This is a genomic window from Acetanaerobacterium elongatum, assembly GCF_900103835.1.
Classification (GTDB): Bacteria; Bacillota; Clostridia; order Oscillospirales; family Ruminococcaceae; genus Acetanaerobacterium; species Acetanaerobacterium elongatum.
The window spans coordinates 1-14,321 of sequence record NZ_FNID01000054.1; the positions used below are offsets into that span (position 1 = coordinate 1).

The following is a 14,321-nucleotide window of genomic DNA, read 5'->3' on the forward strand; positions in this document are numbered from 1 at the left end:
ATATTCGGTGGTATGCTTACCATCATGTGTATATGGTCGCGGCATGCCTGTGCCTCTATTATTTCCACCCCTTTTTGTTCGCATAATTTCCTAAGTATCTGCCCTATATCCACCTTGATTTGTCCATATATTTCTTGTCGTCTATACTTCGGTGCAAATACTATATGATATTTACATCTCCATTTCGAATGTGTTAAACTATTTATGTCATCCATTGACATGTCCTCCTTTGTTTTTTGATGCGGTTGGTGAACCTTCATCATTCTATCACTGGAGGACCTCTTTTCGCTATAAGCGTTCTAATTCCACCAGCAGAGCTGGTGGTTTTTTGCGCTGAAGCTACAATAACAGCAGGCAGAGAAATTTACCCTTTCTCTGCCTGCTGTTCTATTATAAACGGTTTTATATGTTACTTTTTTGCGCAGGCTTCTTTCGAAGCTCTTCCCTCACAAAAGTGAGCAGGGCTTTTTTATCCTGTGCCGGTAGCCATTCGCTTTGGCGAGCAGCGGCTATCGGAAGCATCCATTGTTCAATGTTTTCCTGGCTCATGCCGGTAATACGGAGATACTCTTTTAAATACTCTGTGCATAAGGTTGTTTTGAAGGTACTAAACAGCTTTTGCAAAAGCCTTGACTTTACAGGCAGACTAAAGAAGCGCAAAATTACAACCGTTCTTGCGACATCTGCTGCGGGGCTGCCCTTCATTGCGGTCATCCAGTCTATTACCACCGGCTTGTTCCCGCACATGAGGATATTCTGTGGGTGAAAGTCCATATGGCACATTACATTGCCGTCGGGCAACTGCTTTATATACTCGTACAGATACTCTTTTTCCCCAGCCGTTAATTCAGACACTCTGCCAATCGCCGAGGCCACATACTCCTTTACATCGGGCAGCTCAAACGGCACCTCTTGATGAATATCCCGATGCAGCTGTGCAAACAATCGGGCTTTCTTTTTTAACATCCAGATTGGGAACAGCAGCTGCTTCATTAACATGGTGCCGCGAACCCTCTGGTAAACCGCGCCGCATCGCCCATCCAGCTCCACAAGCTCATAGGCCTTCGGGCATATACCCAGTTGGTTATAAACATTGCTTGTAATCTCAAACTCACGGGTACACCAAGATTGTGGAAAGTTATTGTTGTACAGCTTTAAAATCTTATCGTTTTCCCACTCATAAACCTCGGCGGTATAGCCCTTTCCCAGCAGTCTTCCCTTACTCATACTGTCTCTGTTACCTCGTTATTTCGTACATCCTATAAGTATTCTCGGTGGCGATATCGATTAGTTGCTGTGTTTCAAGCCCCTTTATCTCCGCAAGCTTTGAGGCAGTAAAGGCAATCATGCTGCTATCGCACCGCTTGCCGCGAAAGGGCGCAGGAGCCATATAGGGGCAGTCGGTTTCAAGCAGCAGGCGATTAAGCGGTGTAACCGTGGCGGCCTCCAGCACCTTCTTGGCGTTGCCGAAGGTGACTACACCGGTAAAACCGATGTACATACCGAGCGCCAGCACCTCCTTAGCTGTTTCGGCGCTGCCCGAAAAGCAGTGCACCACCCCCTTGGGTTGGTACTTATGCAGAAGTGCCATCACATCGGCAGTGGCTTCCCGGCTGTGGACAATTACCGGCATATCAAGTTCCTTGGCAAGCTGAAGCTGTGCTTCAAAAACAGGCTTCTGAATCTCTCGCGAGGGCGTCTCATAGTGGTAATCCAGCCCGATCTCGCCGATAGCCACCACCTTTTCCTCCTGTGCAAGCTGCCGTAGCTCCTCAATATCAGCCGAGGCAAACTCATCTGCCGCCTGCGGGTGGATGCCGACAGCGGCATAGAAATAATCATACTGTTGGGTATAGCGGATGCCCTCGCGGGAGGAGCACATATCGCACCCCGCGTTGAGCACGGCGCGTACCCCTTTATTCTGAAGAGAGGACAGGAGCTCTGCCCTGTCCTCATTAAAGCGCGCATCGTCATAGTGCGCGTGGGAATCAAAGATATTGTTCATGCTATGGGTTTTCCTTTCGGTAATCACTTAACGTACCTTTGCACCGTTTGGCACAGAGGCATCGATAAAGATAACATTGGCGCGCCCCTCGGCATCGGCGGCAAGAATCATGCCGTTGGATTCAACACCGCGCAGCTTGGCGGGCTTGAGATTAGCCACCACAATAATCTTCTTGCCAATCAAATCCTGTGGCTGATACCACTGCGCAATACCCGATACCACCTGCCTGCCGCCCCGGCCGTCATCCAGCGTGAGCTTTAGCAGCTTATCGCTCTTTTCTACCGGCACACAATCCTTAATCTCGGCGGTGCAGAGTTCCACTTTGGCAAAGTCGTCGATGGTAATAATGCCGGGGATGGAAGCTGCCTCTGTTTTGCCATGCTCCGGCTTGGCTTCGGCCTTGGGTGCTGCCGTCTGCCCCTGCTTGGCAAGGTTCTCGGCTTCAATCTCTTCGAGCTTCTTGGTCTCGTCGATACGGCCAAACAGCGGGGCTGCTTCGCCTACCTTTGCCCCATTTAAAATAGCTCCGAACGTCTTTAACGAGCTATAGTCACTTGCGGGGCTGCCGAGCTGCTTGAGAATCTCTGCGCCAGTCTGCGGCAGCAGCGGGGCAATCATTACCGCGATAAAGCGGATGGCCTCGGCAAGGTTATAAAGCACCGCGGCAAGGCGGTCTTTCTGGCTTTCATCCTTGGCAAGCGCCCACGGGGTGGTTTCATCAATATATTTGTTGCTGCGGCGCGCAACGTCCATAATCGCATCCAGCGCGTCGGCGGTTTTATAGGCGTTCATCAGCGCCTCGTACTTTGCAACGACGTTTACCGCGGTGCCGATTAAATCCTCATCCAGCGCATCCGGTTTGCCGGCGGGCTTTATGAGCACGCCATTAAAGTATTTGTGTACCATCGCCACCGTGCGGTTTACAAGGTTGCCGAGGGTGTTGGCAAGGTCGGCATTATAGCGTGTGATGATGTTCTGGTAGGTGATGGTGCCGTCCTGCGCGTAGGGCATCTCGCTTAAGAGGTAATAGCGCATGCCGTCTACCGTAAAGTGACGCACAAGGTCATCCGCATACATCACGTTGCCCTTGGATTTACTCATCTTGTCGGTGCCCGACAACAGCCACGGATGGCCGAATATCTGCTTGGGCAGCGGCTCGCCCAGCGCCATTAGGATAATGGGCCAGTAGATGGTGTGGAAGCGCAGGATATCCTTGCCGATGATATGCACGTTCGCAGGCCAGTATTTTTTGTAAAGCTCCCCGCTGCCGTCGGTATCGTAGCCAAGCGCGGTGATATAGTTGGAGAGCGCATCAATCCACACATAGATGACATGCTTCTCATCAAAGGTAACGGGGATGCCCCACTTGAATGAGGTGCGGGATACACACAAATCCTGCAGACCTGGCTTTAAGAAGTTATTTACCATCTCGCGCTTGCGCGATTCGGGGCAGATAAATTCGGGGTGTTCCTCAATGTGCTGCATCAGCCTGTCCTGATACTTGCTCATTTTAAAGAAGTAGGCCTCTTCCTTGGTGAGCTTCACCGGGCCGCCGCAATCGGGGCAGCAGCCGTCAACCAGCTGGGTGTCGGTAAAAAACGACTCGCAGGCTACGCAATAGTTGCCTTCGTAAGAGCTTTTATAGATATCGCCCTGTTCGTAGAGCTTTTTAAAGATCTTCTGCACACTTTTTACATGAAAATCGTCGGTGGTGCGGATAAACTGGTCGTAGGAGGCGTTCATCAGATCCCAGATGGCCTTTACCTCACCCGCCACACGGTCTACATACTCCTTGGGCGTCATGTTGTTCTGCAGGGCGTTGCCCTCTATCTTCTGCCCATGCTCGTCGGTGCCCGTAAGAAAATATACGTCGTACCCAAGCATTCGCTTAAACCGCACAATCGCATCAGAGAGCACAATCTCGTAGGTGTTTCCGATATGCGGCTTGCGCGAGGTGTAGGTAATTGCCGTGGTAAGATAGAACTTTTCCGCCATGAATGAACTTCCTTTCGCCTTAAACTGATAAGGTTTTAAGTTATGAATTGAATAAACCCTGTTAATATATTATTATACCACGCCTTAGCGGTAAATAGCAAAAATATTTACAAAGTTTCACTGTTCGTCGTGTCGACACATTCGTTCCAGAATTCCCGCACCGATTTTTCTATCTGTGTGGGGCTTTTCACCAACAGGCAGCCGCTCCAGTGGCCGGGGAAAAGCCTTAGATACTCGTTATGAGCAAACCGCTCATCAATCAGCACCACCACGCCGCGGTCGGCTTCGCTGCGGATAACCCGCCCCGCCGCCTGCAGCACCTTGTTCATGCCGGGGTACATATAGGCGTATTCAAACCCCATGCCGTTTTCCTGATTAAAGAAGTTCATGATGATATCCTGCTCGGTACTCACCTGCGGCAGACCCACCCCGACGATGATGCTGCCAATCAGGCGGTCGCCCTTAAGGTCTACCCCTTCCGAGAACACGCCGCCCATCACCGAAAAGCCCACCAGCGTTTCGCTGTTTTGCGCATCGAAGCGCAGCAGAAACTCCTCCCGCTCGGGCTCGGTCATACCGCTTTGCTGGATAAGCGTATCCACCTCGGGGCACAGGGCTTTAAACTCGTCATACACCCGCTGCAGATATAGGTAAGACGGGAAGAATACCATGTAGTTGCCCGCCCTGCCGCCGATAACCGCCTTGATTACCTCCGCGATACGCCCGTAGCTTTCGTCACGGTGGCGGTATTTTGTAGAGATGCCGCCGCACAGCAGCAGATGCATATTTCGCTGGTCAAAGGGAGAGGAGAGCTTTAAAATATAATCCTCCTCCCTGCCGCCGAGGATATTCTTAAAATACTGAAGCGGCGTAAGGGTGGCCGAGAAAAGCGCCGCTCCTCTGGCTCGGTTTAAAGCGTTATTTAAAAGCATGCTTGGGTCTACACAGAACAGCCGCGCACGCACGTCATGGCCTGCGCAGTCGGTAATAAAAACATACCGTTCGTCAAACAGCTCGGCAGTGTGCAGATAGCCAAGGCTATCAAAAAACAGCTGCAGCAGGGCATCGTACTGCTCATGCTCCTTGCCGTGCTCTTTTAGCCAAAGCTCGCACTCGCTTAAGAAGTGCTCGAGCGCCGCGCACAGCTCCTCGCTCTGCGTATTTTTAACAAGTGACGGCCTTTCTTCCCCGCATTCCTCTTTCAGCTCCAAAAACACCTTGCATACGGCGTTTAAACGCTTTTTAAGCCTCGGCGCGCTCTTCTTCAGCGCGGTTTTCACCTGCGTGAAGCTGCTCTTTTTCAGCTCGGCGGAAAACATCTCCCGCGCCCTATCCACCAGATTGTGCGCTTCGTCCACCAGAAAGACACAGTCGGGTATTTGATTCTCCTGCGCAAAGAAGCGCTTGAGGTACACCCGAGGGTCAAAGGCGTAGTTGTAGTCGCAGATAACGGCATCCACCCACATCGAAAGGTCAAGCGACAGCTCAAACGGGCAGACTGTATGCTTACGCGCATAAGCTTCCACCGTTTCGCGGGTGATGGCGTCGTTTTCCTCCAGCAGCTCGCGCAAGGCGGCGTTTACGCGGTTATAATGCCCCTTAGCGTAGGGGCAGGTTTCGGGGGTGCAGGCGGGGGTATCCTGAAAGCAGATCTTCTCCTTTGCGGTGAGGGTAACGGTTTTAAAGCGCAGCCCGTTTTCACGCAGGCGCTCAAATGCCTCCTGCGCCACCTGACGGGTGACAGTTTTGGCGGTAAGGTAGAATATCTTGGTGGTAAGCCCCTCGCCCATCGCCTTGACGGCGGGGAATACGGTAGACATGGTTTTACCGATGCCGGTTGGGGCTTGCGCAAACAGCCGTTTTTCATCCCGCAGCGCCTTATATACCCCTGCAGCCAGCTCCCGCTGGCCGCGCCGGTAGTACGCAAACGGAAAACTCAGCGCCTTGATGGACATATCCCGCAGCTCAGCCCATGAGGCGGAGAACTCCGCCCAGCTGTGGTAGCTCAGCAGCAGGTCGTTAAAGAAGGTTTCCAGTTCCTCCTGTGTATAAACCCTGTCAAGAGTTTTTACCTCTTCGGTATCGGCATGCACATAGGTAAGCCGCACGGTAATCTCGGTAAGGCCGTTTTGCGCGGCAACCATACACGCATAGCAGCGGGCCTGAGCCCAGTGCACGGGTGCGAAATCCTCATCGACCTCATCAAGCGGCTGGGTAACCGATTTGATCTCGTCGACAGTAGTCTTATCCTCTTCGGTGATAATCCCATCAGCGCGGCCAATCACGGTGAAGGCAATTCCGCCCACAGTACGTGTTTCCTTCAGTGCCACCTCGGCCTTGTAGCTGCTGCCGTATGCCTTTTGCAGCTTGCGGTGCAGCTGTGCTCCCTCGCTCATGCGGTCGCGCCCCGTGAAGCGGCTGTCAAGGTCGCCGCTGCGCAGCAAAAACTCCACGAGGTTTCGCACCGAAATCTTAACTTCCCTGTTTCGCTGTTGTTCTTCCACCTGTTCAGCCCTCTCACCGATGCCTGTTAAGACGCGTAGTTCCAGTCCTCGATATTAAAGAATATATCACTGATTGAAGATTTTACGTTGTAGGACATCGTCCTTGTAAAACCGGAAATACCTGTTCTGAATACCAACGGGATGAACGGCGACTGCTCTTCAAAACTGCTGCAGAAGGTTGCGTAGTCGGTTTGTCCCGCGCGCAGGGCGGTATAGGCTGCATAAAGATCGGTGTTTGCGGTGCCGCCGTAGGTAAGCGCTCCCTCACTCTTTAAAAACTCGCTGAGGTCGTTGTTGGCATAGAGCTTTACCTCGCCGATATACAAATCAAAATCCGAGGCCTGCACAAGAGAGGTGTACCGTTCAAAATTCTGCTCGTTGATGGTACACTCAATGCCCACATCCTTGAGCGCCTGCTGTATCCTTGCGGCCGTTTCGGTACGGTAGAGATTTTCGGTGTTCACCAACAGGTTTACCGTAAGACGGTCGTTGCCGTTTTTGCGGTAGCCTTCATCGTCGCGGACGGTGTACCCTAGCGTGTCAAGTATGCTGTTTGCCCCTTCGGTATCGGCCTGTACTCTATTCGGAAGCTCCTTGGTTACATACATGCTGGGGTTAAAAGGAACAGCGGACGGAACCGCACGGGAGAAGAAGGCCTCTGATGCCAGCCCTTCGCGGTTAATCGCCAGTGAAATTGCTTTTCGGAAGCTGGCCGTCTGAGTTACGCCCCGTGTGTTGTTAATACCGAGATACACCATATTGGTAAGTGATATCTGCACCGGGTTGCTGCCCATATTGGTGGAGCTTTGTGCCTGAGAAAGATCCGAGAACGCGAAGTTGATCTTCCCCATCTTCAGGCTGTTGATAAGAGAATCACCATAGTTAAAGGGAGTAAGCAGCAGGGTTTTAAGTGTTTTAACCGGGCTGCCATGCCAATACTCATTTACCGAAAGGGTGATTTCCCCGGCATCGTTACTTGCCCCAAACACATACCGACCGCACCCGATGGGGTAGGTGTCCTTAAAGGTGCCGCTTTTAATAACCGGAAAGTCAAGCAGGTTTATAAAAAGATGATCCGGCTCACTCAGGTTAATCTCCAGAACCGTAGGGCTTTTGATGGTGTAACCGGCAACATTGGCAAAGCGTTTGGCATAGGCACCTCCCTGCTCTTTCATGCGGTCAAAGGAATACTTTACGTCGGTAGCCGTTACATCACTGCCATCAGAAAACCGGATACCGCTTTTCATGGTAACCGTACAGACGGTGCCCTCAATCTGGATATCCGAGGCCAGCGACATCACAGGGATAAAGTCTTTATCCAGCTTCACCAGGCTGTCGTAAACAAGCGAACTCAGTACACTGTTGAGCGTAGTGGTGGAGAGGTAGGGATTAAGCGAATCCTGCGAATCATAAGGGATTCTAAAGACATTCGGCGTGGCGGCCGGGGCACTGGATGATGAAGAAGAATCCCCTGCTGCAACCGAGCTTCCGGGCTCTTGCTTCGCGGCATTCGCATCTGCGGCACAGGCACTGAACAGTGCAGCAGCCACTATTGCAGCAGCAATCAGGCTTATCAGTTTAATGTGCATAACGCACCTCCAAATCTATCACAAGCAAAACGTTATCCTGTACAAAAACCTGCTGATGCAATTATACCATAGCCGCACTGCGGCGGTGGTAAATTGTCTATCGTCATAGGCGAGACATTAAGTTTAGATGTATAATAGCCGTTTACGGTTATTATACCATATCGTGGCGCGTTATGGTATACCAGGCCCAAGACATAACCAAACAGCAAGATCTTGGTTACAATAATTGCTATTAAGTTTATCGCTATGTGCAATCATAGCGTATATTTTGTGACATTAATTACTAAAATTTAACACTGTAAGACTAAAAAAGTCGGGGAGCCTATTACTGCTCCCCGACTTTTATAAACTTGGCCAATACCCTTGACCTATGTAGCAACAGGTTACCTTGGTTCTACAATCAGCTTGATGGCTGTACGGTCTTCGCCGTCAATCACCACATTCGCGAAAGCGGGAACACACACGAGGTCTACCCCCGAAGGAGCAAGATATCCTCTGGCAATCGCTACCGCTTTAACCGCCTGATTCGATGCACCTGCTCCAACAGCCTGAACCTCTACTGCACCCTTTTCGCGAATTACACCTGCAATAGCCCCTGCTACAGAATTTGGAACTGATTTTGCCGAAACCTTTAACACTTCCATTGTTGATCCCAATCCTTCCGATTAATCTTTTACGCAATCGTTTTCGAACTTAATAATTCACGTTCTGTTAGGCTTAAGCCGCTGAACCTTCGGCTTAATGTTTTTCAGTATAACAAATGGACTGCACGCTGCTTGTAACGCCGGTTTGCTCTGAAATTTCGAACAGTACGGCATTAATCATACAATCCCCTTCGGCGATTTCAAAACGCACGGGCAGAAGGTTTTTTTGCCGGTAGATGGCAAGCTCCGGCTTCACCCCAAGCACCGAATGAATAGGCCCTGTCATCCCAACATCGGTAATATAGCCCATACCTTTGGGGAAGATTCTCGCATCAGCAGTTTGAACATGGGTATGCGTGCCGAACATCGCCGAAATTCGGCCGTCAAGGTAGTTTGCCATTGCAAGCTTTTCTGAGGTTGCTTCGCCGTGGAAATCTAAAATAATAACCTTTGCCAGCTGCTGCCTTAGCACCTCGTCAATGCACTCAAACGGGTTGCGGAGGTTTTCCATGAATACAACACCCAGCATATTGATAACGGTGATGGCGGTGCGCCCCATGTCTAGCGTAAACCACCCGCGGCCAAAGGTGCCGCTTGGGTAGTTGGCTGGCCTTAAAACCTCACTGTGCTCTTCCAGGTATTCAAAAATCTCTTTGCGGCGGAAGACGTGATTACCGGTTGTTATAACATCGGCACCCGCATCAAACAACCGCTGCGCGCTGCTAGGGGAGATGCCGTTTGCCTGAGAGGAATTCTCTCCGTTTACAATAACAACCTCTGCGCCGTAAGTCGACTTTAACTCCAAAAGATGTTTTGCCAAAAAGGAACACCCGATTCTGCCGACTACATCGCCAACGCAGAGAACCTTCAACTAACCGCATCCTCCTTAATTGGAACACTAACCCTAATTTGAGAATATGTTATCATTATAACTTACTAATAATATAAAAAACAATAGACAAAAGACAAAAAATACGCAGTAAGTACAGTAAATCTTTAGCATTTTGTACAAAATATGAATAAGCAGCCATCTTCATCATTTCAGGCCCAGAGTTGACAAAAGGCGGCAGCACAGGAATAATCCTGCCCTGCCGCACTCTACTCAGGCTGATAAATTCACCCGAACGTTATTTCGCGAACTCGATGGCACGGTTCTCACGGATAATATGAACCTTAATCTGGCCGGGATAATCCAGCTCGGCTTCAATCTTGGCAACAATCTCACGTGCCAGCAATGTCATCTGATCATCGTTTACTATCTCGGGCTTTACCATAATGCGAACCTCACGGCCTGCCTGAATGGCAAAGGACTTATCGACGCCGTTAAAGGAATTCGCAATCTCCTCAAGCTTTTCAAGACGTTTAATGTAGTTTTCAAGGTTTTCACGCCTTGCACCCGGGCGTGCCGCCGAGATGGCATCCGCGGCCTGTACAAGGCAGGCAACGATTGTCTTGGGCTCGACATCACCGTGGTGAGCCTGAATCGCATGAATAATGTCAGCGTTTTCTTTGTATTTCTTGGCAATATCAACGCCAATCTCAACGTGGGTACCTTCAATCTCGTGGTCGAGAGCCTTACCGATATCATGCAGCAGACCTGCACGTTTGGCGAAATTCACCTCTACGCCAAGCTCGCTGGCCATTACACCGGCGAGGTGCGCAACCTCAAGCGAATGATCAAGCACATTTTGCCCGTAGCTGGTGCGGTAACGCAGGCGGCCAATCAGCTTAATAAGCTCGGGGTTCATACCGTGAATACCGGCTTCAATAACGGCACGCTCACCATCCTGACGGATTTTAAGCTCAACCTCGTGCTTGGATTTATCAACCATCTCCTCGATACGAGCAGGATGGATACGACCGTCTGCAATCAGCTTTTCAAGTGAAAGCCGTGCAATCTCGCGGCGAACAGGGTCGAAGCACGAAAGGGTAATGGCTTCTGGGGTATCATCGATAATAAGGTCTACACCGGTAAGGGTTTCAAGTGCACGGATATTTCTGCCCTCACGCCCGATAATACGGCCCTTCATCTCGTCACTGGGCAGTGCCACTACCGAAACGGTGGCTTCCGCCACATGTTCCGCGGCACAGCGCTGAATGGCCTGTGAGATGATGTTGCGTGCTTTTTGATCGGCTTCATCCTTGAGCTGCTGCTCATAAAGGTTAATCTTAACGGCCTTTTCGTGAATCAGATCGTTCTCAAGGTTTTTGAGCATGAATTCTTTTGCCTGTTCAACCGTGAACAAGGATATCTTTTCAAGCAGCTCAAACTGATGCTTTTTAATCTCCTCGGCGTCGTTTAGTTTGGAGTCGGCTTCTACAAGCTTTTTCTGCAGGGCTTCTTCCTTCTGCTCTAGGCTATCCATCTTGTGGTCTAGGTTTTCTTCCTTTTGGGTAATGCGGCGCTCCTGGCGCTGCAGCTCACTTCTGCGCTCTTTGATTTCTTTGTCTGCATCCGAGCGCATTCTGTAGATTTCGTCTTTGGCTTCGACAAGTGCTTCTTTTTTCTTACTTTCTGCGGTCTTCAAAGCGTCGCTGACAATGCGTTTGGCTTCCTGCTCGGCTGAACCAAGCTCGGCCTCAGCGACTCTCTTTCTATATGCAACCCCCAGAAAAAACAGAGGGACACCAATCACAATAGCTCCGACGATTACTGAAATGACGCAGTATAGTATCGTCTGTGAATCCACTTATCCAAAAACCTCCTTTTGCACAAATTTTCTAATTATATTAATTATAAATATAATAATATGGCACTAATGCACCAGTTACTATTCTATATGTAAAAAAGTTGTATGTCAAGTTTTTTTAAAACATCTATCTGGTCTTCCAAATCATCACTTTACACGCGCAAACACATGCAAACGGCTATATTATGGGCTTTTTTTAGGCTATGAAACAAATATGGATAGAAATATCAGTTTGGATTTTCTGTGCGCGTATTGACAACACTTTAAACGAGTGCTAATATGCAAATAGGTTGAAACAATTTACAGCCTATATATTTTATAAAGCTGTGAAGGGGACAGTATCAGGAACGGCAATAGTTCAGAGAGCCGCATCATCGGCTGAAAGTGCGGTCTTACACCATTCCAACGAGAAAACCACCCCTGAGCCTGCTATAAGTCTTATCTGCAAAGTTTCTGCAGTAAGCCAAAAGTGGCGTACGGCACACGTTACAGTGCCTCTGAGCGGTAAAAAGAGCATTCTTTTTACAATCCGGGTGGAACCGTGGAGCAGTATTATGCCTCACCCCAGTTTTCTGGGGTGAGGCTTTTTGTTTTTATAAAAATTAGAAGGAGATGCACAACATGATTAAGGTTGAGCTTAAGGGCGGCGTAATAAAGGAATACGCTGAGGGAACTACCCCCGCCGATATTGCCAAGGAGCTTGGTATGGGGCTGTATAAGGCTGCCTGCTCGGCAAAGGTAAACGGCACCCTTGTTGACCTGCGTACCCCTCTTATGGGCGACTGCGCGCTTTCCATTTTGACATTTGACGATCAGGACGGCAAGAAAACCTTCTGGCACACGGCCTCGCATATGTTGGCTCAAGCTGTAAAGCGACTGTATCCGAGCGCCAAGCTCGCCATTGGCCCCGCCATTGATAACGGCTTCTACTATGATTTTGACGTTGCAACCCCCTTTACAACCGACGACCTCGCCAAGCTTGAAGCCGAGATGGCGAAGATTGCGAAGGAGGATATTCCGCTCGAGCGCCTCTCGGTTACACCGGACGAAGCAAGGGCTCTGATGGAGAAGGATGGCGAAATCTACAAGCTGGAGCTTATCGCGGAGCATGCGGGCAAGGGCGAGAATATCAGCCTCTACCGTCAGGCCGAATTTACCGACCTGTGCGCTGGCCCCCACCTGATGAGCACCGGCGCGGTGAAGGCCGTTAAGCTTACCGCCTCTACCGGCGCTTACTGGCGCGGCAGCGAGAAGAACAAGATGCTCTGCCGCGTTTACGGCATTGCATTCCCCAAGAAAAACGAGCTGGATGAATACCTTGCGCGCATTGAAGAGGCCAAGAAGCGCGACCACAACATCATCGGCAGGCAGCTTAAATACTTCTGTACCTCAGATATCATTGGTCAGGGGCTTCCGCTGTTAGCGCCCAAAGGCGCAAAGCTGTTCCAGATTCTCAACCGCTATGTGCAGGATAAGGAAGAGAACGAATACGGCTATGTGATGACCAAGACGCCTTTGATGGCCAAGTCTGACCTTTACAAGATCTCAGGGCACTGGGATCACTACCGGGATGGTATGTTTGTGCTGGGCGATGAGGCGAAGGACAAAGAGGTGTTCGCCCTGCGCCCGATGACCTGCCCGTTCCAGTACCAGGTATACCTTAGCGAGAAGCACTCCTACCGCGATCTGCCCATCCGCTACGGCGAGACCTCTACCCTGTTCCGCAACGAGGCCTCCGGCGAGATGCACGGGCTTATCCGCGTGCGGCAGTTCACCATCTCGGAGGGCCACCTGATCCTTCGCCCCGACCAGCTGGAGGAGGAGTTCCGCAGCTGTGTAAAGCTGATTAAAGAGATTATGGCCGATATCGGTTTGCTGGAAGACCTGACCTACCGTCTTTCTAAATGGGACCCCAACAACCGCGAGAAGTATATCGGTACGCCGGAGATGTGGGCAGAGTCCGAGGGGCTCATGCGCACCATCCTCGACCATATGAAGATAGACTATGTAGAGGCGGTGGGCGAAGCAGCGTTCTATGGGCCTAAGCTGGACGTTCAGATGAAAAACGTGCACGGTAAAGAGGATACGCTGGTAACGGTACAGATCGACCTCATGCTTGCAAGACAGTTCAACATGACCTATACAGATACCGACAGCACGCAGAAGTACCCGTATATCATCCACCGCACCTCGTTGGGCTGCTACGAAAGAACCATCGCGCTGCTGCTGGAGAAATACGCGGGCGCGCTGCCGCTGTGGCTCTCTCCTGTTCAGGTGGAGGTTCTGCCTATCAGCGATAAGCAGCTTGACTATGCCAAGGATGTTGCCGCAACACTGCGCAAAAACGGTATCCGTGCCGAGGTGGATACAAGGCAGGAGAAGATCGGCTACAAGATTCGCGAGGCGCAGCTGGAGAAGGTGCCTTATATGCTGGTAATCGGCGAAAAGGAGCAAACCGAGAGTGCCGTTGCGGTACGCAGCCGCAAGGAGGGCGACAAGGGCACTATGCCGTTGCAAGCCTTTATTGACAAGGCACTTGAAGAGATTAAGAACAAGGTTAAAGATTAATCGCATCAGAAATATAAAGAGCGGCCGGCTGCAGAAGCAATTGAACTGCATCCCGTCAAGAGGACAGCGAAAAAACATAAAATTTTCCCGACCAGTGGTGAACAAAACCACTGGTCGCTTTTTATGCAGCGAAGTAGAGATTAAATTTCTCTAACGGTGTCAGAACACCCAAGTTGCGTTGCACACGCCGGGTGTTGTAATAGCTGATGTAACTCTCAATCATCTGAATAAGTTTCTGCTTGCTGGTGAATCTCCGACCGTAATAGCGTTCGCGTTTCAAAATGCCCCAGAATCCTTCCATAGGACCGTTGTCGATGCAATGTGCC

Annotated in this window: 11 protein-coding genes; 1 reads left to right on the forward strand and 10 read right to left on the reverse strand. The window is 50.5% G+C overall.

The genetic code is table 11. From position 1 onward, the window contains the following. From tnpA to rny, 9 genes are all read right to left on the reverse strand, one after another. Nucleotides 1-215, reverse strand: a 215-nt coding sequence (gene tnpA / locus BLR50_RS13590; RefSeq protein ID WP_143008016.1) for an IS200/IS605 family transposase, incomplete at its 3' end; no start/stop codon positions are given. 187 nt (nt 216-402) lie between these two features. Next, nucleotides 403-1,227 carry an aminoglycoside phosphotransferase family protein gene (locus tag BLR50_RS13595; RefSeq protein ID WP_092643502.1) on the reverse strand — a complete coding sequence of 275 codons (825 nt, stop codon included), beginning with the start codon at nt 1,225-1,227 and terminating at the stop codon, nt 403-405. Nucleotides 1,228-1,237: 10 nt separating this feature from the next. Continuing rightward, on the reverse strand, nt 1,238-2,005 hold the full coding sequence (locus tag BLR50_RS13600; RefSeq protein WP_092643505.1) for a TatD family hydrolase: 768 nt from the start codon (nt 2,003-2,005) through the stop codon (nt 1,238-1,240). 27 nt (nt 2,006-2,032) lie between these two features. Next, complete coding sequence (metG, locus tag BLR50_RS13605) at nt 2,033-4,000, reverse strand: methionine--tRNA ligase (RefSeq protein ID WP_092643508.1); 1,968 nt, start codon at nt 3,998-4,000, stop codon at nt 2,033-2,035. 107 nt (nt 4,001-4,107) lie between these two features. After that, a complete protein-coding gene (locus BLR50_RS13610) occupies nt 4,108-6,504 on the reverse strand; it encodes an ATP-dependent DNA helicase (protein WP_242871774.1) in 2,397 nt (798 codons plus the stop codon). A 26-nt stretch (nt 6,505-6,530) separates the two neighbouring features. Next, nucleotides 6,531-8,093: an ABC transporter substrate-binding protein gene (locus tag BLR50_RS13615; RefSeq protein ID WP_092643511.1), complete on the reverse strand. Its 1,563-nt coding sequence runs from the start codon at nt 8,091-8,093 to the stop codon at nt 6,531-6,533. A gap of 383 nt (nt 8,094-8,476) precedes the next feature. Continuing rightward, complete coding sequence (locus BLR50_RS13620) at nt 8,477-8,737, reverse strand: stage V sporulation protein S (protein WP_092643514.1); 261 nt, start codon at nt 8,735-8,737, stop codon at nt 8,477-8,479. 94 nt (nt 8,738-8,831) lie between these two features. Beyond that, nucleotides 8,832-9,608, reverse strand: coding sequence for a TIGR00282 family metallophosphoesterase (locus BLR50_RS13625; RefSeq protein ID WP_092643517.1), 777 nt, complete (start codon nt 9,606-9,608; stop codon nt 8,832-8,834). Nucleotides 9,609-9,864: 256 nt separating this feature from the next. Then, nucleotides 9,865-11,427 (reverse strand): ribonuclease Y, encoded by a 1,563-nt coding sequence (gene rny, locus BLR50_RS13630; protein WP_092643520.1) that lies wholly within the window; start codon nt 11,425-11,427, stop codon nt 9,865-9,867. A gap of 621 nt (nt 11,428-12,048) precedes the next feature. Here rny and thrS point away from each other — a divergent pair. Then, nucleotides 12,049-13,995 carry a threonine--tRNA ligase gene (thrS, locus tag BLR50_RS13635; protein WP_092643523.1) on the forward strand — a complete coding sequence of 649 codons (1,947 nt, stop codon included), beginning with the start codon at nt 12,049-12,051 and terminating at the stop codon, nt 13,993-13,995. 121 nt (nt 13,996-14,116) lie between these two features. Here the strand turns inward: thrS and BLR50_RS13640 are convergent. Next, nucleotides 14,117-14,321: IS3 family transposase (locus BLR50_RS13640; protein ID WP_143008132.1), on the reverse strand; the 205-nt coding region annotated here is incomplete at its 5' end.

Excerpts from the sequence above, each read along its gene's own strand:
- BLR50_RS13600 (WP_092643505.1), bottom strand. The coding sequence starts at position 2,005 with ATGAACAATATCTTTGATTCCCACGCGCACTATGACGATGCGCGCTTT.
- metG (WP_092643508.1), bottom strand. The coding sequence starts at position 4,000 with ATGGCGGAAAAGTTCTATCTTACCACGGCAATTACCTACACCTCGCGC.
- BLR50_RS13595 (WP_092643502.1), bottom strand. The coding sequence starts at position 1,227 with ATGAGTAAGGGAAGACTGCTGGGAAAGGGCTATACCGCCGAGGTTTAT.
- BLR50_RS13615 (WP_092643511.1), bottom strand. The coding sequence starts at position 8,093 with ATGCACATTAAACTGATAAGCCTGATTGCTGCTGCAATAGTGGCTGCT.
- BLR50_RS13620 (WP_092643514.1), bottom strand. The coding sequence starts at position 8,737 with ATGGAAGTGTTAAAGGTTTCGGCAAAATCAGTTCCAAATTCTGTAGCA.
- thrS (WP_092643523.1), top strand. The coding sequence starts at position 12,049 with ATGATTAAGGTTGAGCTTAAGGGCGGCGTAATAAAGGAATACGCTGAG.